This window comes from Bacillus sp. B19-2 (assembly GCF_022832475.1).
Lineage (GTDB): Bacteria > Bacillota > Bacilli > Bacillales > Bacillaceae > Bacillus > Bacillus paralicheniformis.
Window position 1 is genome coordinate 462,567 of the sequence record NZ_JALHKQ010000002.1, and the last position, 22,438, is coordinate 485,004.

General features: G+C 50.3%; 15 protein-coding genes. 12 read left to right on the top strand and 3 right to left on the bottom strand.

The window, feature by feature from the left end; all coding sequences use genetic code 11:
• Nucleotides 1-4: 4 nt before the first annotated feature.
• Nucleotides 5-529, bottom strand: coding sequence for a GNAT family N-acetyltransferase (locus MST20_RS09500; RefSeq protein WP_243941764.1), 525 nt, complete (start codon nt 527-529; stop codon nt 5-7).
• Between the two features lie 440 nt (nt 530-969).
• Nucleotides 970-1,356: a DUF5362 family protein gene (locus MST20_RS09505; protein ID WP_228119653.1), complete on the bottom strand. Its 387-nt coding sequence runs from the start codon at nt 1,354-1,356 to the stop codon at nt 970-972.
• 332 nt (nt 1,357-1,688) lie between these two features.
• Between MST20_RS09505 and btr the strand changes: the two genes are divergently transcribed.
• The 12 genes from btr (at nt 1,689) to MST20_RS09565 (ending at nt 20,898) form a co-directional block, all read left to right on the top strand.
• The gene (btr, locus tag MST20_RS09510) at nt 1,689-3,284 is read left to right on the top strand and encodes a bacillibactin transport transcriptional regulator Btr (protein ID WP_243941766.1); all 1,596 of its coding nucleotides are present in this window, start codon (nt 1,689-1,691) and stop codon (nt 3,282-3,284) included.
• A gap of 91 nt (nt 3,285-3,375) precedes the next feature.
• Entirely contained in the window at nt 3,376-4,332 is a 957-nt protein-coding gene (locus tag MST20_RS09515) for an iron-hydroxamate ABC transporter substrate-binding protein (protein ID WP_243941768.1), read from the top strand.
• Between the two features lie 17 nt (nt 4,333-4,349).
• Nucleotides 4,350-5,354 (top strand): FecCD family ABC transporter permease, encoded by a 1,005-nt coding sequence (locus tag MST20_RS09520; protein WP_243941770.1) that lies wholly within the window; start codon nt 4,350-4,352, stop codon nt 5,352-5,354.
• Nucleotides 5,347-6,366, top strand: coding sequence for a FecCD family ABC transporter permease (locus tag MST20_RS09525; protein ID WP_243941772.1), 1,020 nt, complete (start codon nt 5,347-5,349; stop codon nt 6,364-6,366). The genes MST20_RS09520 and MST20_RS09525 overlap by 8 nt, the downstream gene beginning before the upstream one ends.
• A 39-nt stretch (nt 6,367-6,405) precedes the next feature.
• Nucleotides 6,406-7,254: an alpha/beta hydrolase gene (locus MST20_RS09530; RefSeq protein WP_243941774.1), complete on the top strand. Its 849-nt coding sequence runs from the start codon at nt 6,406-6,408 to the stop codon at nt 7,252-7,254.
• Nucleotides 7,255-7,475: 221 nt separating this feature from the next.
• A complete protein-coding gene (locus tag MST20_RS09535; RefSeq protein WP_243941776.1) occupies nt 7,476-8,255 on the top strand; it encodes a 2,3-dihydro-2,3-dihydroxybenzoate dehydrogenase in 780 nt (259 codons plus the stop codon).
• Nucleotides 8,256-8,279: 24 nt separating this feature from the next.
• Nucleotides 8,280-9,470 carry an isochorismate synthase DhbC gene (gene dhbC, locus MST20_RS09540; protein WP_243941778.1) on the top strand — a complete coding sequence of 397 codons (1,191 nt, stop codon included), beginning with the start codon at nt 8,280-8,282 and terminating at the stop codon, nt 9,468-9,470.
• Nucleotides 9,471-9,484: 14 nt separating this feature from the next.
• Nucleotides 9,485-11,107: a (2,3-dihydroxybenzoyl)adenylate synthase gene (locus tag MST20_RS09545; protein WP_243941780.1), complete on the top strand. Its 1,623-nt coding sequence runs from the start codon at nt 9,485-9,487 to the stop codon at nt 11,105-11,107.
• Between the two features lie 25 nt (nt 11,108-11,132).
• The gene (locus MST20_RS09550; RefSeq protein ID WP_243941782.1) at nt 11,133-12,059 is read left to right on the top strand and encodes an isochorismatase family protein; all 927 of its coding nucleotides are present in this window, start codon (nt 11,133-11,135) and stop codon (nt 12,057-12,059) included.
• A 14-nt stretch (nt 12,060-12,073) separates the two neighbouring features.
• Entirely contained in the window at nt 12,074-19,231 is a 7,158-nt protein-coding gene (locus MST20_RS09555; RefSeq protein ID WP_243941784.1) for an amino acid adenylation domain-containing protein, read from the top strand.
• Between the two features lie 12 nt (nt 19,232-19,243).
• Entirely contained in the window at nt 19,244-19,468 is a 225-nt protein-coding gene (locus tag MST20_RS09560) for an MbtH family protein (RefSeq protein WP_243941786.1), read from the top strand.
• Nucleotides 19,465-20,898: an MDR family MFS transporter gene (locus tag MST20_RS09565; RefSeq protein WP_243941788.1), complete on the top strand. Its 1,434-nt coding sequence runs from the start codon at nt 19,465-19,467 to the stop codon at nt 20,896-20,898. Before MST20_RS09560 ends, MST20_RS09565 begins: the two co-directional genes overlap by 4 nt.
• 51 nt (nt 20,899-20,949) lie before the next feature.
• Here the strand turns inward: MST20_RS09565 and cls are convergent, their stop codons facing one another.
• Nucleotides 20,950-22,398, bottom strand: a complete 1,449-nt coding sequence (cls, locus tag MST20_RS09570) for a cardiolipin synthase (protein ID WP_243942545.1) — start codon at nt 22,396-22,398, stop codon at nt 20,950-20,952.
• Between the last annotated feature and the right edge of the window lie 40 nt (nt 22,399-22,438).

Sequence of the window (22,438 nt, forward strand, 5' to 3'; positions counted from 1 at the left end):
CCAATTAAGGTATCGTACAATTCCACTCTTCCTTTAAAATGGCGTAATAATATTCATCCCACCATTCATTGCCTTTGGGAATACATTTTTTAAAGAAGCCTTCTCTTCTCATTCCAATCTTCTCCATAACTCGGTATGACGGAATATTCTCAGGTTGACACGTAGCTATAATCCTATGCAGGTTCATTTCTTTAAATCCATATTTCAAGATCGCTTGTGCTGCTTCAGAAGCATACCCTTTATTTTGATATTTAGGATGAAACACCCACCCGATCTCATATGTATGTTCACCAAAATACTTATGAAAAACAATATGGCCTATAAGTAAATCTTCATCCATTCGTATGACAGGGAATTTTTCAGCGTTATCACCTTTGTTTTTATTTACAAATGCTTTTGCATCTTCTTCAGTAAAAACGCCTTCCGGTATATACTTCATCACATTACTATTTGATGTATACTCATATACAGCTTGCCAATCTTTGAATTCAAATTCACGTATCAATAACCTTTCTGTTGTGATATGCATGAAACGAACCTCCCATCAAAAAAACTTCTGCTTATCTTTATTTCGATATGAAGACAACAATAACCTCTTTAAAGCCAATCCCTATTCAACAATCTGGCAGAAAACAAGCACCTCAGCCTGTATCTGCATGCAGACTTTTATATATGCTTTTAATTGGTCTCATCATCATCCTTGTTCTCATGTACTAATCGTTTAACTTTCCGCATCAGCCCGGCGGCATTTTTCAACCCGTAAGGAAAGAGAACAGGTTCATCTCAAAAAGGTCAGAAAAACTTGATCGTAACACCGCCGGAGAAAGCTGCCTCAGTTATGCAGGCTATGCCATTGCGATGGTGACGAAGCTGAAAAAGGCGAGCACATCAATGAGCGTTTCACCGTTGGCGGAGAAGCCGAATCATAAAAGCCTGTCTCGGTAAATTCCCGAGACAGGCTTTTGATCATCATTCGTAATAATAAGGATCGTATCCGCTGTGTAAATCGGTAAGAATACCTAAAAAGATCAGGAAGAAAAAGGCGACTATGCATAAAATGAAGATCACAATATTGGATAGTAAGAAGAAAAATTGCCATTTCATAAACTTCACATAGTTATCAAGCAATGCTTCATGCGGTTCTTGCGGCATGTCATCACTCATTTTCTGAGCGGCGTTTGCCGATTTTATAAGGTAGATCCCCGAAAAAATCATCAGCACACCTGGAGCGGCTCCGATGATAAGCAAAGAAATTCCGAAGAAGGCATAGATGCCTCCGCCGATAATCATAAAAACGCCGGTTATTTTCCCCCATTTTGCAATCGCATCGAGCGATTTTTTCATGCTGGCTGTCATTTCCAAAATAAGAAGTCACGCCTTCCCTGTAAATATAGTATTTTCTCTATAGTTATACACTAGGCAAAAAGATATTGAAATGATAAGTATTGATTTTTTATTATATTTTAAAGTGCACATGGGCAGATGGCCGCACTGACAACATGATTTCCCAATAAAAGCGACTGTGTTATAGTAAATCGTAAGAAGCATATCAGCTATAAATGATGTGAAATGCACCTTGCAAACTGGTATTTTGTGCCGGACCAGAACCCCGCAACCAATTTACCATATTGTTTTAGGGGCATTTTTATTTTTGTGATATGACTGGTGTTACGAAAGGCGGTTTTTCTATGAAATCTTCTTATTTCTATCGTCTCTTGCAAATCGATCATATAAGAAAGCCCGGCGATCTTCCGGATGAACAGCAGCTGGCAGACTCTTTCGTTTTGATCTTTCACTTGAAGGGTGAAGGGAGAATCGATATACAGGCATCAGGCAGGCCGCTCCAAAAAGAAACGCTGTATATTGTTCCGCCTTATGAAACATTCGGAATCACAGCTTCGTCAGCTGAAATCAGCGGGTATCTCATCAGGCTGCAGCCCTACAGCTATGACGACCGCCGCCTGACGCTTGAAGCAGACACCGACCCTGATGCTTTTTCCGATCTTCAGATGATGAATGTCCATTCTGTCGGAAATCTGGCCTCCCGCCTTCAGGAACTTTCCGCCTTATGGCCGGCTTCTTCAGCGCTCCAGGAGCTGAAATGCCAAGCAGACCTGCAGCAGCTTTTGTACGATATCTATTCGGCTAAACTGACTCATCCCGAAAACACCGCATCAGCCATAGGAAAAACAAAGGAGTATATTGAAGAGCATTCAGATGCACACCTGACGCTTGATCAACTCGCGCAAATGGCCGGAATCAGCGCGAAGCATTACAGCGAAACGTTCAAAAAGCTGTACGGTCGAAGCGTGACAGAGTTTATTACTGAGACGCGGATGACGAAAGCGAAGCAGCTGATGGCGAAAGCAAGCTACAAGCTGAGGGAAATCTCAAGCCAAATCGGGTATCAGGATGAATTTTATTTCAGCAGGACATTTAAGAAGCATACCGGTTTATCCCCGACCGTTTATATGAAAAAAAGGCGCAGGAAACTGGCGGCCTACGGCCAGAATACGATCGGACAGCTGATACCGCTTCACCTCATTCCTTACGCCGCTTCCCTGCATCCGAAGTGGACATCGTATTACTATAAGCATTATGCGGCAGATATTCCGGTCCATCTGAGCGCTTACCGCTTTCACGAGCCGTGGGAAGAAAACCTGCGGACATTGTCATCGGCTGCCCCTGAGCTCATTATCAGCATGGACAGCGTGTCTCACAAGGAACGGGAGCAACTCCAGTCGATCGCCGATGTCTTCTTTTTGCCTTCACAGGAACAATGGAGGAGGCATTTTATGCTGACCGCATCTCATTTGGATGAAGAAGCGGAGGCTCAGAAATGGCTGCTGTCTTACCAGCGTCTCACCGAGACCGCGAAAGAAACGCTTTATCCGATCTGCGGACGCCGAAGCTTTTTGTTTTTGCGCCTGCATAAACACGAGATTTATCTGGCGCATAACCGCTCTGTTCAAGATGTATTTTTCGGCGACCTTGGCTTTGAATCGGCTGTATCGCTTGAAGAACCGACTGACAGGGCCGTGTCGATCGAAACGATCGCGGCATATCGGCCGGATATCATTATGATTTTCATTTTTAAAGAGCCGGAGACGCTGGCATTCTACCGGGAGCTACAGCAGTCGGCTGCATGGCAGGATTTGAAAGCGGTCCGGCATCACCGGGTGTATCAGGTAAATTCGGATCCTTGGCGGGAATATTCCGCATGCAGCCATGAACGAATCATTCGCCAGGCGGTTCGGCTGCTGTCCGGAAAAAATCCATTTTAATTGCCGGATATTATCCATGGTGTTCTCGGAGAGGCAACCCTATAATTTTAATTGATAATAGTTATCAATTAAATCAGGGGGTCTCAATCAGATGAGAAAAATATCAATATTTCTATTTATTCTCCTTCTCGCGTTTGGCGCAGCGGGATGCGGGAACAGCAAAGAAAAGGCGGGCGGCGATGGCAAGAGCTCAGCGTCAGCTGAGAAAAGCATCGAGTACCTCGATCATACATACAAGGTGAAGACCCCGGCCGAACAAATCGTCATTACGGGAAGCGTGGAATCGATGGAAGATGCAAAGCTTCTGGATGTACACCCGGCCGGTGCCATTTCCTTCTCCGGAAAGTTCCCGGACCTGTTCAAGAGCATTACTGACAAAGCAGCTGCCGTCGGCGAAAAAACGGAACCGAACCTGGAGAAAATTCTTGAGCTTAAACCGGATGTCATCCTGGCTTCAACGAAATTTCCGGAAAAAGTGGTGAAAAAACTGGATAACATCGCGACGACGATTCCTGTTTCCCACGTTTCTTCAAACTGGAAAGACAATTTAGAGCTGCTGGCTGAACTGACAGGCAAAGAAGATAAAGCGAAGCAGATTATTTCGGATTATGAAGCAGACCTTAAGGAAGCAAAAACAAAGCTTGAGAAAACGGCCAAAGATACAAAAGCGCTCGTTGTCAGAATCAGACAAGGCAATGTCTTTATCTATCCGGAAGACGTATTCTTCAATTCCACTTTATACGGCGAGCTGGGCTTCACAGCTCCAAAAGAAGTCAAAGCGGCAAAAGCCCAGGAGTTAGTTTCTTTAGAAAAACTGAGCGAAATGAATCCGGATTATATGTTTGTTCAATTCTCTGACGATGAGAATGCTGACAAGCCGAATGCGCTGAAAGATCTAGAGAATAATCCAATTTGGAAAAGCATTTCTGCAGTGAAAAACGACCATGTATTTGTCAATGCTGTAGATCCGCTTGCGCAGGGCGGCACGGCATGGAGCAAGGTAGAATTTTTAAAGGCTGCAGCTGAGAAATTGGCGCAGAACAAATAGAAAAGGTTTCTTGAACGATGCATTCAAAGCACATGACCCGCATCATTATGATCTCTGCTCCGTTTGCCATACTGCTGTCCGTTTTTCTGTCGGTATGTTACGGTGCAAAACAGCTTGAGCCCGAAGTGATTTTTTCGGCGCTGCTGCATTTTGATCCGGGCAACACAGATCATCAAATCATTTGGCATTCCCGTCTTCCGCGCGCTGCCGGCGCTCTTTTAATCGGAGCGGCGCTGGCGGTGTCCGGTGCGCTTATGCAGGGCATCACCCGAAATTATTTAGCTTCCCCGTCGATTATGGGCGTTTCCGACGGATCAGCATTCGTGATCACGCTGCTGATGGTGTTGATTCCGGGTTCGACTTCCCTGGAGATGATGGGCTATTCGTTTATCGGATCAGCCGTTGGCGCCGGCCTCGTCTTCGGCCTCGCCTCGGTGATTCCAAACGGTTTTATGCCGGTTCAGCTTGCCATCATCGGGACGGTCACAAGCATGCTGCTCAGCAGTCTGTCAGCGGCGATGTCGATTTACTTTCAAATTTCCCAGGACGTCAGCTTCTGGTACAGCGCCAGGCTGCATCAATTGAATCCCGAGCTGCTGAAGTATGCTGTGCCGTTTTTTGTGATCGGCATCATTCTGGCGCTCTCTCTCAGCAAAAAAGTGACAGCTCTATCATTGGGAGATGACATTTCCGAAAGCCTCGGCCAGAAAAAGCAGGCCGTCAAATGGACAGCGATGGCAGCGGTCGTCATTCTGACAGGCTGCTCCGTCGCTATGGCGGGTAAAATAGCTTTTGTCGGATTGATTGTACCGCATATTACGCGTTTTCTCGTCGGGGCGGATTACAGCCGGATGATCCCATGCTCCTGCGTTCTCGGCGGCATTTTTTTGACGCTGGCCGATCTTCTCAGCCGGCTGCTCAACTATCCGTTTGAGACACCGATTGAAGTCGTCACTTCGGTGATCGGCGTTCCTTTCTTCCTTTATTTGATCAAAAGAAAAGGAGGGGAGCAGCGTGCCTAAAAAGGTTGCAGTCATCTATGCTGTTTTTATTGTGCTGATTCTCACAATCTGTTATCTCAGCATAACAGTAGGATCGTTTGCCGCACATCCGGCTGAGCTGTTATCAACATTGCTTCACATCAACCCGAATGAGCAATACGCCATTCTCCTGTTTGAGCTGCGTCTTCCAAGGATTGTGACGGCAGCACTCGTGGGCCTCGGGCTCGGCATTGCCGGTTCCGTCATCCAGGCGATGACAAGGAACGGACTGGCTGACCCGGGAATTCTGGGGATTAATGCCGGTGCGGGTGCGGCGATCGTCGGCTACATGCTGATCTTTCAAGGCCAGACTGAAACGACAAGCCTGCTCGCTGCAATGGGGATGCCATTCTTCGGCTTGATCGGTGGCATTTTGGCGGCGATATTCATTTTTATCTTTGCCTGGCATGGCGGCAACTTGGATTCGGGCAGGATTATTCTCGTTGGAATCGCGATTAATTCGGGTTTCAGCGCTATTTCGCTGTACCTGTCATTGAAGATGAATCCGAATGACCACGAAATGGCCATGGTTTGGAAAAACGGAAGCATCTGGTCGGCGAATTGGACGTATATTCAAGCGGCACTGCCGTGGCTGCTGCTTCTCATTCCATTCCTGCTGACAAAGTCCGGCCTGCTCGATACCATTCGCTTTCATGAAGATACGGTGAAGAGTCTCGGTGTATCCGCCAATGTTGAAAAAGTGGTGCTGCTGACGGCTTGTGTCGGCATCATCAGCGCCTGTGTGGCTATCTCCGGGAGCATGGCATTTGTCGGCCTGATTGCTCCGCACATCTCGCGGAGGCTCGTCGGCGTTCTGCACCGCCACTCATTGCTGTTAAGCGGTTTGATCGGGATGTTTCTCGTATTGTGCGCCGATTTTGCCGGAAAGCTGCTGTTCCAGCCGTCCGAAGTGCCGGCGGGTATCATCCTCGCCATTTTCGGTGTGCCTTACTTCTTATTTTTACTGTTTAAACAAAAAAAGACGGTTCATTAGACTGTTTTTAGCTCATCAAAGAGGGGAAGGGAGAATCACATGGCTCAAGAAAAACTTCAGCAGTCTGTCAATGCTGCTGAATGTATTCCGGTGGCGATACCGGGGACAGAACAGCGGTGCATGCGTTCACCGGATGGGAGCCGCACATACCGGATTTTTATTGCGAAACCATTTGGGGAACCGCCGCCCGCAGGATATCCCGTGATTTATCTGCTTGACGCCAATTCCGTGTTTGGAACAATGGTGGAGGCATTGCGGATGCAGTCGCGTCGTCCCGATAAAACCGGCGTCATGCCGGCCGTTATCGTCGGCATCGGCTATGAAACCGACGCTCCCTTTGACCGGGGGCGGTATTACGATTTTACTCTGCCGGATTCGGGCGCCGAGCTGCCCAGGAGGCCCGATGGAGCAGATTGGCCGGAGCCGGGCGGGGCGAAAGCTTTTCTGTCCTTCATCGAACAGCAGCTAAAGCCGGAGATCGAACAGGAATTCACCATTGATGTGAAAAGTCAGGCGATTTTCGGTCATTCCCTTGGCGGACTTTTTGTTCTGCAGACCCTGTTTACAAAACCGGCCCTGTTTCAGACATATATCGCCGGCAGTCCGTCCATCCATTGGCATCCGTCCTTTTTTGATGAAGAGCATGACTTTATTTCGAAGCTGCAGGAAGCGGATGGCGATGTAAAGGTATTGCTCGGGGCCGGAGAGCTCGAAAAGACGCATAAAAGCGGGATGAACGACAATGCAAAAAGATTGGCCGCCCGCCTGGCCGCCTTGGAAAAACAGGGGATTCGCGCGGAGTACCATGAATTTAAAGGGGAAGGTCATATATCGGTTCTCCCTGTGTTAATCAGCAGAGCGCTCCAGTTTGCCTTCAAGCCTGATTGACAGCGGGGCGCTTCCGGCGCCCCGTGCTTTCAGAAAAGATAAGAATGGATAACAGATAATATACCATGAGCATTGATACGGATAAACAATCGAAAACGATTTGACCGTTTGCATTTATTGGTATATTATATTTTTAAACGATAATGATTATCATTATCAATTAAGAGTTTAGCTGGCAGTGACTCTTTAAGACTTGGGAGCTGCCGTTTTTAAGAAAGGAAATGATAAGAGTGAAAGGCAAGGTTGCTTTGGTGACTGGGGCTTCGCAAGGAATCGGCAAAGAAGTGGCTCTGGCGCTTGCTGAACGCGGGGTGTTTGTTGCCGCAGCTGATCAAAATCGAAAAGGGCTGCTTGAACTTGAAGCCGAACTTGAACGAAAAGATCTGCAGGGTTCCGGTTTTGCCGCGGATGTGGGCGACAGTGCCGCCGTCGAGCAGGTTGTGGCCCATGTTGAACGTGAGATCGGTCCGATAGACATGCTTGTCAATGTAGCCGGCGTGCTCAGAACGGGTCTGATCCATTCATTGAGTGATGAAGATTGGGAGAAGACGTTCAGCGTCAACTCCACCGGGGTTTTTAACGTATCGCGTGCCGTCGCCCGCCGGATGATGACGCGCAGAACTGGAGCGATCGTGACTGTCGGATCAAATGCGGCGGCAGTGCCGCGGATGCATATGGCCGCCTACGCGGCCTCTAAGGCGGCCGCTTTAATGTTTACGAAATGTCTCGGCCTTGAACTTGCCGAGCACAACATCCGCTGCAATATCGTATCGCCCGGATCAACCGATACGCCGATGCAGCGGTCGCTATGGCAGGATGAGGAAGCTGCGCAAGGCGTCATTGAAGGATCACTTGAAACATTCAAAACGGGAATCCCGCTCGGAAAATTGGCTTCGCCGGCTGATATTGCAGATGCTGTAGTATTTTTGCTGTCTGACGGGGCTCGCCATATTACGATGCACGATTTGCGCGTCGATGGCGGAGCAACGCTTGGAGCCTGATTCAATCTAAAGGAGGTTTTAATGATGATGGAACGTCATGTCGTGTCAGAAGCGCTTGCGGATCAGCTGTTGAAGGAATATCAGGCCGGTGCTTCATTCTTTTTCTCTTCCCCGGAGCGGACCATTCTGGCGGAAGGTGTTTTGGCTTCTGTTTCTCAAACGGAAGAGCAAAGCCTTGCTCAGCGGGCTGCGGAAGTTCTGAAAAAAGCGAGGGAGAACGGGCAGAAAAATCCGATGGTGGTCGGAGCTGTGCCGTTTGACGATGCAAAGCCGGCGCAGTTAACCGTGCCGGTCGAAGCGTGGCAGGCGGGGCCGCTGACATGTGAAGAAGACGGTAAAGAGGAGCCTGAACCTGCCCTTTACCCCTATGATATCGAGCAGATTCCAAGCCCGGAAGCGTATATGACCGGGGTCAGACGAGGATTGGCAGGTATAGCAGCAGGAGAATACAGCAAGATCGTCCTTTCCCGGTCATTGCAGCTGACCTCGCCGATCAAAGTCGATATCGGTCAATTACTGCGAAATCTTGCCCGTCGCAATACAAGCGGGTACAACTTTGCTGTTGACTTAACCGGACAGTCGGCGGAAGCGCCTCGTACCACTTTGATAGGGGCAAGTCCCGAGCTGCTTGTATCACGGTCCGGGTTCCGTGTTACGGCAAATCCTTTAGCAGGTTCAAGACCTCGAAGCGATGATCCTGAAGAAGATCGAAGAAGGGCGGCTGAACTGCTTGCTTCTCCTAAAGACCGTCACGAACATGCGGTCGTAGTTGAAGCGGTTGCTTCCGCGCTCAGGCCGTTTTGCCGAAAGCTGGAGGTGCCGGAACCGTCGCTCATCAGCACGCCGACGATGTGGCATCTTTCAACTGAATTGAAGGGAGAGCTTACAGATCTTTCTGTATCATCATTAGAGCTCGCCGCCGCCCTTCATCCGACGCCTGCTGTTTGCGGCACGCCGACGAATGCGGCGAAAGAAGCGATTAAACAGATTGAGCCGTTTGATCGCGGATTTTTCACAGGTATGGTCGGCTGGTGTGACGCGGACGGTGACGGTGAATGGGTCGTAACGATTCGCTGTGCTGAGGCGGAGGAACACGCGCTGCGGCTGTACGCAGGCGCCGGAATTGTCGCCGGATCGAAGCCTGAAGAAGAACTTGCCGAAACGTCTGCAAAGTTTCGGACAATGCTTCTTGCGATGGGAATGAACAGTGAATAACGGAGGGATAAAGGATGTTGAAAGGGTGCCCAACATGGCCGAAGGAGTTTGCGGATAAATATCGGAAGGAGGGATGCTGGCGAGGCGAAACATTTGGAGGAATGCTGAGGGAACAGGCCGAAAAACATGGCAGCCGCATTGCCCTTACATACGGAGATACCCATTTAAGCTATCGAGAGTTAGACAAGAGAGCCGACTCTTTGGCTGGCGGTCTTTTAAAGCTTGGGATCAAAAAAAATGACCGCGTCGTTGTCCAGCTGCCGAATGTCATCGAGTTTTTTGAAGTTTGCTTTGCGCTCTTCCGAATCGGAGCTCTGCCTGTCTTTGCGCTTCCATCGCACAGACATAGCGAGATCACTTATTTTTGCGAGTTTTCTGAAGCTGCTGCTTATGTGATTCCCGATCATCACGCAAAGTTTGACTACCGCAAGCTGGCGAGACAGGTAAAGGGAAAGCTGCGGGGGCTTCGTCATGTCATTGTCGCCGGCGAATCGGAGGAGTTTGAAGCGCTGTCGGGCCTTTATGATCAGCCTGCCCCTCCGCAGAACGTCCATTCAGAAGATGTCGCTTTTCTTCAATTGTCAGGGGGAAGCACAGGTCTGTCCAAGCTGATCCCGAGGACGCATGATGATTATATATACAGCTTGAGGGTCAGCGCAGAGGTTTGCAGGCTTGATCACAACAGCGTGTATCTTGCCGCTCTCCCAATCGCTCACAATTATCCGCTCAGTTCGCCGGGAGTGCTCGGTACACTCTATGCGGGAGGCCGAGTCGTTCTTGCGTCAGGAGGCAGCCCGGATGAAACCTTTCCTCTGATCGAAAAGGAGAGCGTAACGATCACAGGTCTCGTACCGCCGCTTGCGCTAATCTGGCTTGACGCTGCTCCGGCTCGCCAGGACGACTTGTCAAGCCTCCAGGTCCTTCAAGTCGGCGGGGCGAAATTCAGTGCCGAAGCCGCCAGGCGCGTCACATCGGTGTTTGGCTGCAAACTGCAGCAGGTTTATGGCATGGCAGAAGGTCTGGTCAACTATACCAGACTTGATGATCCTGAAGACACGATCGTTCACACACAAGGCAGACCGATGTCTCCGTTTGACGAGATTAAAATTGTGGATAAAGAAGGACGCGAACTTGGACCCGGACAGACCGGGGAGCTTCTGACAAGAGGTCCTTATACGATCCGCGGCTATTACAAAGCTGAGGAACACAATGCCAAAGCGTTCACTGAAGACGGGTTTTACCGTACGGGCGACTTGGTCAAAGTCAATTCATCAGGCTATTTGATTGTTGAAGGACGAGCCAAAGACCAGATCAACAGAGGCGGGGAGAAGGTTGCCGCGGAAGAAGTGGAAAACCACCTGCTCGCACATCCCGCCGTGCTTGATGCGGCGGTTGTCTCGATGCCGGATCAATTTCTCGGCGAAAGAACGTGTGCGTATGTTATCCCCCGCGGCGCTGCACCTGCTCAGGCTGAATTGCAATCGTTTTTGAGAGAAAGGGGCCTTGCAGCCTACAAAATACCCGACCGGGTGGAAATGGTTGAAGCATTCCCGCAGACAGGCGTAGGAAAAGTCAGCAAAAAAGAACTGCGTACAGCGATTGCTGAAAAAATGTTAGCAGCTAAGAATATCACGTGATAAAAAAATGAGAGGATGTGATTTGATGGCCATTCCTGCCATCTTACCGTACCGAATGCCAGAAGCATCAAATATGCCGAAAAACAAGGTGTCATGGACGCCTCATCCGAAGCGCGCTGCACTTCTCATCCATGACATGCAGCAATATTTTCTCAACGCTTACCGTTCCGGCGAGTCTCCGGTAACAGATCTGCTGGCTCATATTAAGAAGCTGCGGAAGCGATGTGCCGAGCTTGGCATCCCGGTTATTTTCACGGCTCAGCCAGGCGCTCAAACACCGGAAGAACGGGGGCTTCTCCAAGACTTTTGGGGAGCCGGAATCGGTCCTGATCCCGATGAGCAAAAGATCGTAGATGAGCTGAAACCGAATGAAGGCGACATCGTTCTGACCAAGTGGAGGTACAATGCGTTTAGAAAAACCAACCTTTTAGGTGTGCTGGAGGAGCAAGGTCGGGATCAGCTCATCATCACCGGCATCTATGCCCATATCGGCTGCCTGATGACGGCATGTGATGCGTTTATGCAAGATATTGAAACGTTTTTTGTCGCCGATGCGGTGGCGGATTTCTCATTAGAGCATCATGAAATGGCTATCACATACGCAGCTGACCGCTGCAGCGTCACAATCACTGCGGAACAGCTTTTGAGCCAGCTGAAAGATGACGAAAGCCATGAACACGCAAAAGAATGCTCTCATGCACTAACAAAACAGATCATTCGTGAACAGGTCGCAACGCTTCTTCTTGAATCACCTGAAAAGATAAGCGATAGCGAAAATTTGATTTACAGGGGACTTGATTCCGTGAGAATCATGAGTCTCGCGGAGCGCTGGCGCCGAGCGGGGCGGGAGGTGTCATTTGTGGAGCTTGCGGAGGACCCTTCGATTGAAAACTGGTGGAGACTGTTGTCCTCCTCTAAAGAAGCACCCTTGCCAAATGCAGACTATCAATGAAGGAGGTCGCCTTAATGCCTGAAAGTCAACATAACCGAAAGCCATTATCAGGAGCGCAAGCCGGCATTTGGTTTGCTCAGCAGCTTGATCCGGAAAATCCGATCTACAATACAGCTGAATACGTTGAAATAAAAGGCCCGCTTGATCAAGAGCTTTTCGAGAAAGCGCTGCGCCATGTTATGAAAGAAGCTGAATCATTCCATGCCAGATTTGGAGAAGATCAAGACGGACCGTGGCAAGAGATCGTTCCGTCGGCAGATTTTCCGATTCATTACATTGATGTCAGCTCAGAAACCGATCCGGAACAGGCGGCTAAAAGCTGGATGAAGGATGATCTTGCCCGTCCGGTTGATCTGACCCGCGGTCCGCTTTTTACAGAAGCGCTTTTCAAAACGGCGCCGGATCATTACTTCTGGTATCAGCGAACTCACCATATCGCAACGGACGGGTTCAGCTTTACACTGATCGCCGAGCGGCTGTCAAAAATATATACCGCATTAATGCAGAACAAATCGATCGACCAGAGCGGAGCCTTTGGCTCCCTCGATTTGATTCTCGCGGAGGAAACGGCTTACCGGGCATCAGAACAGTATCAGGAAGATCGGCGATTTTGGCTTGAGCGTTTCAGCGATGAACCGGAGGTGGTCAGTCTTGCCGAAAGAGCGCCGCGTACCTCTTCAAGCTTTCTTCGCAGGTCTGATTATCTGCCGAGTGAACATGCTGATCGTCTTCTGTCTGCCGCAAGCAGAATGGGGACAACTTGGCACGAAACCGTGATGGCAGCAGCTGCCATATATGTTCATCGGCTGACGGGGGCAAATGACGTCGTTCTCGGGATGCCGATGATGTGCCGCCTCGGGTCAGCCGCTCTCCATATTCCGGGTATGGTCATGAATCTCCTTCCGCTTCGGATTGGCATGCAGCCGGAAATGAGCGTAGGAGAGCTGGTCAAGCAAATCTCAGCGGAGATGATGAAGCTGAGGCGTCATCAGCATTACCGCCACGAAGAACTGCGCCGGGATCTCAAGCTGCTTGGCGAAAATCAGCGGCTGTTCGGTCCGCAGCTTAATTTGATGCCTTTTGAGAACCGCTTGAATTTTGCCGGCTGTCAAGGCATCGTGCATAATCTTGCCACGGGACCTGTGGACGATCTGTCAATCAACATTTACGGCCGCCCGGACGGAGGCGGGTTGAAAGTAAACATGGATGCAAACCCCGCTGTTTATCATGCGGATGAACTTGAACATCATGTTCATCGTTTTCTTGCTTTTCTGAAAACGATTGCCGATTGCGAGCAAACTCAGCCGGTGGGGACGTTGGATATTCTTCTCCCGGAAGAACGCGCTCAAATTTTGATCGAATGGAATCAAACAGACCGCGGTCTTCCCAATGAGAGTCTGCCGCAGCGATTTGAAAGGATGGCGAAGGAGTGCCCTGAATCTCCGGCAGTCGTTTGCAATGATGAGGTTCTCACCTATTCCGAATTAAATAAAAGGGCAAATCAACTGGCTCATCTGCTGATCAATCAGGGGGCGAAACCGGAGTCATTCGTTGCTTTGGCACTGCCGCGATCAGCGGAAATGATTGTCAGCATGCTCGCCGTTCTCAAGGCTGGAGCGGCTTATTTACCTATAGATCCCGATTATCCGGCTGACAGGATCGAGTATATGTTCAATGATGCACAGCCGCTGTTTGTCATCACCAGCAAAAAAGCACAAGACATGATCAGGTCGCAAACGCCGAAGTTAATCCTTGATGAACAGACTGTTGTGGAAAAAATCTCCGGCTATTCTGAAGAAAATCCCGGCGGACAGCATACCGGCGCCCAGCCGGCATATATGATCTATACGTCCGGATCAACCGGCAGACCTAAAGGCGTGGTTGTACAAGCTGAAAGCTTATTCAATTTTTTGCTGTCAATGCAGGATATGTTCCCGCTTAATCAAGACGACCGGCTGCTGGCCGTCACAACGATTGCATTCGACATCTCAGCACTCGAAATGTATTTGCCGCTGATCAGCGGGTCGGCAGTCGTTCTTGCCGAGAAGGAGACGGTGCAAGACCCGTCCGCATTGGCCAAAATGATTGAAACATACGGAATCACCATGATGCAGGCTACACCGACCCTCTGGCACGCATTGGCCTCAAGCGCTCCGGACAAGCTTAAAGGTCTTCGTGCGCTTGTCGGCGGTGAAGCTTTGCAAGCCAGCTTAGCCCGGCAATTGCAGCAGCTCGGATGCACATTAACGAACCTTTATGGACCGACGGAAACAACGATTTGGTCTACAGCCGCCGCGCTGGAAGCAGGCTGCACGGAACCTCCGGGAATCGGCCGCGCGATTTGGAATACGCAGCTGTATGTTCTAGACGCCGGATTGCAGCCTGTGCCTCCGGGAGCGGCTGGAGAACTTTATGTGGGAGGAACAGGAGTGGCGCGCGGCTACTTGAACAGACATGCTCTCACGGCTGAACGCTTTATTGCGAATCCGTACGGGCCGCCTGGATCGCGGATGTACCGGACGGGCGACCTTGTGCGCTGGCGCGAAGACGGGTCGCTTGATTATATCGGCCGTGCGGACCACCAAGTTAAAATTCGCGGATTCCGCATTGAAATGGGAGAAATAGAAGCGGTGCTTGCAAATCATCCGGTTGTTAAACAAGCTGCTGCTATTGTTCGTGAAGACCAGCCCGGTGATCCGCGTATATTTGCGTATGTCGTTCCCGCTTCGGGAGAAAGCCTTCATCCTGCCGAGCTTCGCGGCTACGTTGGTGAAACACTGCCCGACTATATGATTCCGTCTGCATTTGTCATCCTTGATGAACTGCCGCTTACGCCGAACGGAAAGCTTGACCGCAAATCCCTGCCGGCTCCGGCGTTGAGTATGCATACAGGCGGACGTGAGCCAAGGACTCCGCAAGAGGAAATATTGTGTGATTTATTCGCTGAAGTGCTGGGGGTGCCGCGAGTCAGTATTGATGACAGCTTTTTTGATCTTGGCGGACATTCGCTTCTGGCAGGCAGGCTCGTCGGCCGGATTCGGGAAACGCTCGGCGTCGAACTCGGGATCGGCCGTTTATTCGATGAACCCACAGCCGCCGGACTTGCCAAACAGCTTGATCAGGCGCAGAGCGCCCGCCCGGCATTGCGTAAAAGAGAGCGCCGGGAAGAGATTCCGCTGTCCTTCGCGCAACGGCGCCTATGGTTTTTGCACTGTTTGGAAGGACCGAGCCCGACCTATAATATTCCGGTTGTCGTTCATTTAACCGGACGTTTGGACCAAGAGGCACTGACAGCCGCTTTGGGCGATGTGGCAGCAAGACATGAGCCGCTTCGAACCATTTTCCCGGATCAGCAGGGGACAACACACCAGCTGATATTGGAAGCAGATCAAGCGCGTCCCGAACTCGCTGTATCCCATGTCAGCGAACATGATTTAGAAAAAGTCCTGGCTGAGGCTGTTCGGCATCGTTTTCATTTAGAAAAGGAACCTCCGTTTCGCGCCCAGCTATTCGTACTCGGACCGGACAAGTTTGTTCTTCTTCTGCTTTTGCACCATATGATTGGCGACGGCTGGTCTTTAACGCCGCTGACCCGCGATTTGGAAACTGCCTACAATGCGCGTCTGAATGGTGAGGCACCTGCTTGGGAGCCGCTTTCTATACAATATGCCGACTATGCCGTATGGCAGGAACATCTGCTTGGCAGTGAGAACAATCCGGACAGTCTGATTGCCAAGCAGCTCGGGTATTGGTCAAAGGCGTTGGAACATCTGCCTGATCAGCTGGAGCTTCCGACTGATCACCCGCGTCCGTCGGAATCAAGCTACAGAGGCGGTACGATTGATCTCAGCATTGACGAACAGCTGCACGGCCGTTTGCTCGGTTTGTCCCGCAGCACCGGAGTCAGCATGTTCATGATTTTGCAGTCGGCCCTTGCCTCACTGTTGACACGGCTCGGAGCAGGCCGCGACATTCCTCTCGGCAGTCCGATAGCGGGAAGAAACGATGATGCTTTAGGCGGAATTGTCGGATTGTTCGTTAATACGCTTGTGCTCCGAACGGATACATCAGGTAATCCAAGTTTTCGAGAGCTTCTGAACAGAGTTAGAAAAGTAAATCTTGCAGCATATGAGCATCAGGACCTTCCGTTCGAGCGCCTTGTTGAAGTGCTCAATCCTGCCAGATCAAGAGCGAGACATCCGCTGTTCCAAATCATGCTCGCCTTTCAAAATACGCCTGAACCTGAGCTTGAACTTTCCGGCCTTAAATCAGACATTGAAATTCGCAGTGTCGGCGCAGCCAAGTTTGATTTGACGATTGAGCTTCGCGAACATCGAAAAGCGGACGGAACACCCGCAGGTATCGGCGGATTTGTGGAATACAGCACAGATTTATTTGAGCGAAATACGGTTCAAACATTGGCCGAACGTCTTGTCAGACTGCTGGATTCAGCGGTATCCGATCCTGATCAGCCGATCGGAAGACTTGAGATTCTTCTTCCGGCCGAACGTGAAAACATGCTGACTGACTGGAGCAAATCGTCCAACAACATACCTTGTTCATCTTTGCCTGTTTTATTTGAAAAGCAGGCCGCGAAGGACCCGGAAGCCGTTGCGGTTATATATGAAAATGACTCGCTCACATACAGCGAGCTCAATAGACGCGCTAACCGGCTTGCCCATCTCCTGATCGCCAAAGGGGTCGGTCCCGAACAATTTGCTGCCCTGGCGCTGCCAAGATCTTTGGATATGGTTGTCGGACTGCTTGCAGTGCTGAAAGCTGGCGCGGCATATGTTCCTCTGGATCCGGACTACCCGGCAGAAAGGATAGCGTTTATGTTGAATGATGCACATCCTGCCTGCGTTGTAACGAGTTCAGCGGTCGAATCAAGCCTTTCTGTTCCCGCATCTGTTGAAAGGATTGTACTTGATGACCCTTGCATACAAGAGGAACTGAACGGATACGCTTCTGTGAATCCGGTTGATGCCGACCGTACGACGCCTTTGCTGCCTCTTCACCCGGCGTATGTCATTTACACATCCGGCTCGACCGGTAAGCCGAAAGGAGTGGTCGTTCCGCATCAAAATGTCGTGCGGCTGTTCGGAGCGACTGACCAATGGTTCCATTTTGGCTCTGACGATGTTTGGACGATGTTTCATTCTTACGCATTTGATTTTTCGGTATGGGAAATTTGGGGAGCGCTGCTCAATGGGGGGCGGCTTGTCGTTGTGCCTCATACAATCAGCCGCTCGCCGGCCGACTTTCTCAATCTTCTCGTACGTGAGGGAGTGACTATGCTCAATCAGACTCCTTCCGCATTTTATCAATTGATGCAGGCTGACCGGGACAATGCTGAGACAGGAAAACGCCTTTCCTTGCGCTTTATCATTTTTGGAGGGGAAGCGCTCGAGCTGAAGAGGCTTGAAGATTGGTATGAACGCCATCCGGAGCATGTCCCGCGGCTGATTAATATGTACGGAATTACAGAAACGACGGTACATGTCAGCTATATTTCCCTCGATCAGCAGACTGCAGCACTTCAAGCGAACAGCCTGATCGGTCAAAGGATTCCCGATTTAGGTGTATATGTGCTTGATGAATACCTTGAACCGGTACCCCCGGGCGTCACCGGAGAGATGTATGTGTCGGGGGGCGGCCTCGCACGGGGTTACTTGGGCAGACCCGATTTGACGGCAGACCGCTTTGTCGCTGATCCGTTTGGTCCGCCGGGAACCCGAATGTACCGAACCGGTGATCTTGCCCGGAGGCGTCAAGACGGCTCTCTTGATTATATGGGCCGGGCCGATCAGCAGATCAAGATCCGCGGCTTTAGAATCGAACTCGGCGAGATAGAAGCGGTGCTTGTCCGCCATCACAGGGTGAATCAAGCCGCTTTAGTTGTAAGGGAAGACCAGCCCGGGGACAAGCGCCTGATCGCCTATGTTGTCCCGACGTCTGCAGACGAAACCGATCCGGCTGAGCTGCGCCGGTTTGCCGCAGGCACTCTGCCGGAGTACATGGTGCCTTCTGCATTTGTAAAAATTGCAGACTTGCCATTGACTCCAAATGGCAAACTTGATCGAAAAGCACTGCCTGACCCTGATTTTGCCGCGGCTGTTAAAGGGCGGGGGCCAAGAACACCGCAGGAAGAAATCTTATGCGATCTTTTTTCAGAAATCCTCAATGTGCCGCGGATTGGTATTGATGACGGATTCTTCGAACTCGGCGGTCATTCTCTGCTCGCCGTACAACTGATGAGCCGCATTCGTGATGCGCTCGGCGTCGAGCTCGGCATCGGCGACCTGCTTGAAGCGCCTACTGTCAGCGGACTCGCTGAACGGCTTGAATCCGGCGGCGGGCAAAGTGCGCTGGATGTACTGCTTCCGCTGAGAACCGGAGGCAGTCAGGATCCCCTGTTTTGTGTGCACCCGGCCGGGGGCCTCAGCTGGTGTTATGCCGGTTTAATGACGGCACTCGGGAAGGAATACCCGATATATGGTCTTCAAGCCCGCGGGATCGCAAGGCAGGAAGAGCTTCCTGATACGCTCGACGACATGGCCGCCGATTATATCCGGCACATTCGTACGATTCAGCCAACAGGGCCTTATCGTCTTCTCGGCTGGTCTCTCGGAGGCAATGTTGTACATGCGATCGCAACTCAGCTGCAGGAACAAGGGGAGGACATTTCGCTTCTTGTCATGCTTGATGCTTACCCGAATCACTTCCTTCCAATTAAAGATGCACCTGATGAGCAGGAAGCATTGATTGCACTCTTGGCATTGGGAGGATACGATCCGGACAGCCTTAACGGGGAACCGCTGAAACTTTCCAGTGCGATCGATATTCTGCGCCGCGACGGCAGTGCGCTTGCCAGCCTGGATGAGACTGCAATCTTGAACTTAAAGGAGACGTATGTGAATTCCGTCCGGATTTTAAGCGAATATAAGCCCCGCGTCTTTCATGGCGATATCCTGTTTTTCAAATCAACTGTGATACCGGAATGGTTTGATCCGATCGATCCTGAGTCATGGCTTCCTTATCTGAACGGAAACATTGATATTCATGATATGGATTGCCGGCATAAAGATTTGTGCCAGCCGGAGCCGCTGGCCGAAATCGGACGTCATGTTGCGGAAAAACTGGACGGCTTGAAAAAAGATACGGACAAGTAGGGAGAGATAACGATGACAAATCCTTTTGAAAATGAACAGGGCACATATGTTGTTTTAATGAATGAGGAAGGCCAGTATTCACTCTGGCCCGCCTTCATTCATATTCCGGCAGGGTGGGAGATTGTCTGCGGGGAAACGAGCCGCAGCGCCTGCATCGACTATATCAGCTCGAATTGGACCGATCTCTCGCCGAACAGCTTAAAGCCGGCTGCAGAAGTACACGGCGGTCAGCAATGAATAGAAGGCCGTTCAATCAAAGGACGGTTGTCAGCATTGTATATGTAACGGCCATGTTTATGGCTGCAATGGATGCGAGTGTCATTAACATGGCATTGCCCGCCATCATGAACGAATTTCAAACATTGCCGTCTGCTGCAGGCACAGTTAACATCGGATACTTAGTCAGCTTGGCGGTCTTTCTTCCCGCAGCCGGCTGGTTTGGAGACCGCTTTGGGACAAAGCGTGTTTTCCTTGCCGCGCTTTCGATATTTACGGCTGCATCCGCATTATGCGGAATCGCTGACAATCTGGCGGCATTAAACGTATTTCGCGTGATTCAGGGAGCCGGCGGCGGATTGATCACACCGGTGGGAATGGCGATCTTGTTCAGGACGTTTCCTCCGCATGAACGGGCGAAAATTTCGAGAGTTCTCGTTCTTCCGATTGCGGTCGCGCCTGCGGTTGGACCGATCATCAGCGGGTTTCTGACTGATCAGCTGTCATGGCGCTGGATTTTTTACATTAATATTCCGATCGGAATGATCATTCTGCTGTTTGGCCTGTTATATCTTCATGAACATATGGAGCCGAAAGCAGGCAGATTTGATTGGCTAGGATTTCTTTTGGCTGGGCCGGGAATGGCGTTGGCGGTTTTTGCACTCAGCCAGGGGCCTGTGCAGGGCTTCGGCTCGCCGAATGTGCTTGTGTCGGGAACCGGGGGAGTGATTCTCCTCGCCATTCTCGTTTTTGTCGAGCTGAAGGCTGAGCATCCGCTGATTGAACTGCGCTTATTGAAGGACCGGGTTTTTGGAATGATGAGCGTCATTTCGCTTTTGACAGCAGGCGGACTCCTTGGCATGCTCTATATATTTCCGCTGTTGTGCCAGGAAGCACTCGGCTATTCTGCGACCGATACCGCTCTAATCACGTTTCCCGAAGCATTAGGCTTGATGCTGGCCTCCCAGCTGATGCCGAGGTCGTTGGGGAAGTTCGGACCGCGGCGGGTGATTTCGGTTGCGCTGTTAGGCGCTGCTGTATGGTTTGGGCTGCTGAGCCTGACCGGATACGGGTCAAATCTGTGGCTTCTCAGGCTGCTGCTGTTTTTGGCGGGCTTTTTCCTGGGGCATGCGGTTGGCGCAGCGCAGGTTGTTTGTTTTGCCAACATTTCATCATCCTCAATGGGCCGGGCAACGACGCTGTTTAATGTACAAAACCGGCTCGGATCTGCTTTTGGAGTTGCCGTCATGTCGTGCGTCCTTGCCGTGCTCAGTCAGCCCGGCGCAGGGATAGAGCCTGATTTATCAGCTTACCGGACCGCTTTGCTCGGTGCCGCCGGCTTCCTCATGGCCGCATTTTTCATCGCACTCAAGCTCAAGGACGCTGACACTGGACGTCAAATGGACAAGCATGCTGCAGTTTCCAAAGGTGCGGCAGCTTCCGGTAAGTAAAACAAAAATCCTCCCGGAAACGGGAGGATTTTTTACAGCATGAATGGCGCGCTATAAAATCGGCGACAGCAAGATCGAAATGGCTTCTTTGAAGCGGATCGATTTGCTTCTGTTTAAATATTCTTCAAAGGTCAGCTCCCTTGAGACTTGCAGATCTTTTTCAAATGATAAGACAAGGCTTCTGGAAATTTCCTCATCGTATAAAAAAGCATTCACTTCAAAATTGAGCTTGAAGCTGCGCATATCAATATTAGCCGTGCCGACCGATGAGATTTCTTCATCTACAACAATTGTTTTCGCATGGATAAACCCGTTGTCGTAAATGAATACGGAAGCGCCGGCTTTTAAAAGTTCGCCGATGTAAGAATAGGTAGCCCAGTACACAAAAGGATGGTCGGGTTTGTTAGGAATCATGATTCTCACGTCAACGCCGGACAGACAAGCAATCCTTAGGGCATCGAGCAGGCTTGCGTCCGGAATAAAATAAGGCGTCTGTATAAGAATCGACCGCTTTGCCGTTGATATCATTTTAATATAGCCGTTTTTAATCTGCTCCCATTCTGAATCGGGGCCGCTGGTGACGATTTGCATGCCGATGTTTCCGTGGGAATCGATGTCAGGAAAGTGGTTTGGCATATATGTGATGTCGTGATGGTGCGAGGCCTGATTCCAATCCAGGATAAAACGCGTTTGAATCGAATGGACAGCCGTTCCTTTGATTCTGAGATGCGTGTCCCGCCAATAGCCAAAGGCCGGATTCAGGCCGAGGTATTCGTCCCCGACATTAAATCCTCCGACATAGCCAATGACGCCGTCGATAATGACGAGCTTGCGGTGGTTGCGGTAATTCATGCGCAAATTGATAAATTTAAAACGCGACGGGAAAAAAACTTCGACAAATCCTCCCGCCTTTTTCAGCTCTTTGAAAAAGCTTTTCCTAAGGCTTCTTGATCCCAGCTCATCATACAAAACGCGGACTTCAACGCCTTCTTTTGCTTTTTTGATCAGCGCGTCCCGCAGCTTTTTTCCGATCTCATCGCCTTTATAAATATAATATTGAAGATGGATATGGTCTTTGGCGTTTTCAATGTCGCGAAGCAGTCTGTCGAATTTCTGGCGTCCGTCCGTTAACAGCTCAACCGCATTGTCTTCCGTAAAAACGGCGTGGTTATTTAGAATATGCATATAAATCAAATCTTTGCTGTCCGCCGTCGCTTTATTGCGAAATTCAAACTCGCGGTTTTTCAGCTTGGTCAGCTGCTGTTCCAATATTTTTTCCATCCCGATTCTCTTTTGGTCTTCCCATTGAAAGAGGTGATTCCTGCTCAAATTGTGGCCGAAGAGCAAATAAAGAATAAAGCCGAGAACGGGAATAAAGAAGAGTACCAAGAGCCAGGCCCAGGAGGAGCTTGCATCCCGGCGTTCCCTAAAGATCACAACGATTGCCAATAGCGTGTTTAGAACTAATATAAAGCCGAGAAATATCGATGTGATGCTGATATTTTTAATAATATCCATATTGAACCTCACAAGACGGATT

What these genes read in the sequence shown, in the direction of transcription:
- MST20_RS09500 (WP_243941764.1), bottom strand. Translation starts at nt 529, where the DNA reads ATGCATATCACAACAGAAAGGTTATTGATACGTGAATTTGAATTCAAA.
- MST20_RS09505 (WP_228119653.1), bottom strand. Translation starts at nt 1,356, where the DNA reads ATGACAGCCAGCATGAAAAAATCGCTCGATGCGATTGCAAAATGGGGG.
- dhbC (WP_243941778.1), top strand. Translation starts at nt 8,280, where the DNA reads ATGATGGAACGTCATGTCGTGTCAGAAGCGCTTGCGGATCAGCTGTTG.
- MST20_RS09530 (WP_243941774.1), top strand. Translation starts at nt 6,406, where the DNA reads ATGGCTCAAGAAAAACTTCAGCAGTCTGTCAATGCTGCTGAATGTATT.
- MST20_RS09565 (WP_243941788.1), top strand. Translation starts at nt 19,465, where the DNA reads ATGAATAGAAGGCCGTTCAATCAAAGGACGGTTGTCAGCATTGTATAT.
- MST20_RS09550 (WP_243941782.1), top strand. Translation starts at nt 11,133, where the DNA reads ATGGCCATTCCTGCCATCTTACCGTACCGAATGCCAGAAGCATCAAAT.
- MST20_RS09560 (WP_243941786.1), top strand. Translation starts at nt 19,244, where the DNA reads ATGACAAATCCTTTTGAAAATGAACAGGGCACATATGTTGTTTTAATG.
- btr (WP_243941766.1), top strand. Translation starts at nt 1,689, where the DNA reads ATGAAATCTTCTTATTTCTATCGTCTCTTGCAAATCGATCATATAAGA.
- MST20_RS09520 (WP_243941770.1), top strand. Translation starts at nt 4,350, where the DNA reads ATGCATTCAAAGCACATGACCCGCATCATTATGATCTCTGCTCCGTTT.
- MST20_RS09555 (WP_243941784.1), top strand. Translation starts at nt 12,074, where the DNA reads ATGCCTGAAAGTCAACATAACCGAAAGCCATTATCAGGAGCGCAAGCC.
- MST20_RS09545 (WP_243941780.1), top strand. Translation starts at nt 9,485, where the DNA reads ATGTTGAAAGGGTGCCCAACATGGCCGAAGGAGTTTGCGGATAAATAT.
- MST20_RS09535 (WP_243941776.1), top strand. Translation starts at nt 7,476, where the DNA reads ATGATAAGAGTGAAAGGCAAGGTTGCTTTGGTGACTGGGGCTTCGCAA.
- MST20_RS09515 (WP_243941768.1), top strand. Translation starts at nt 3,376, where the DNA reads ATGAGAAAAATATCAATATTTCTATTTATTCTCCTTCTCGCGTTTGGC.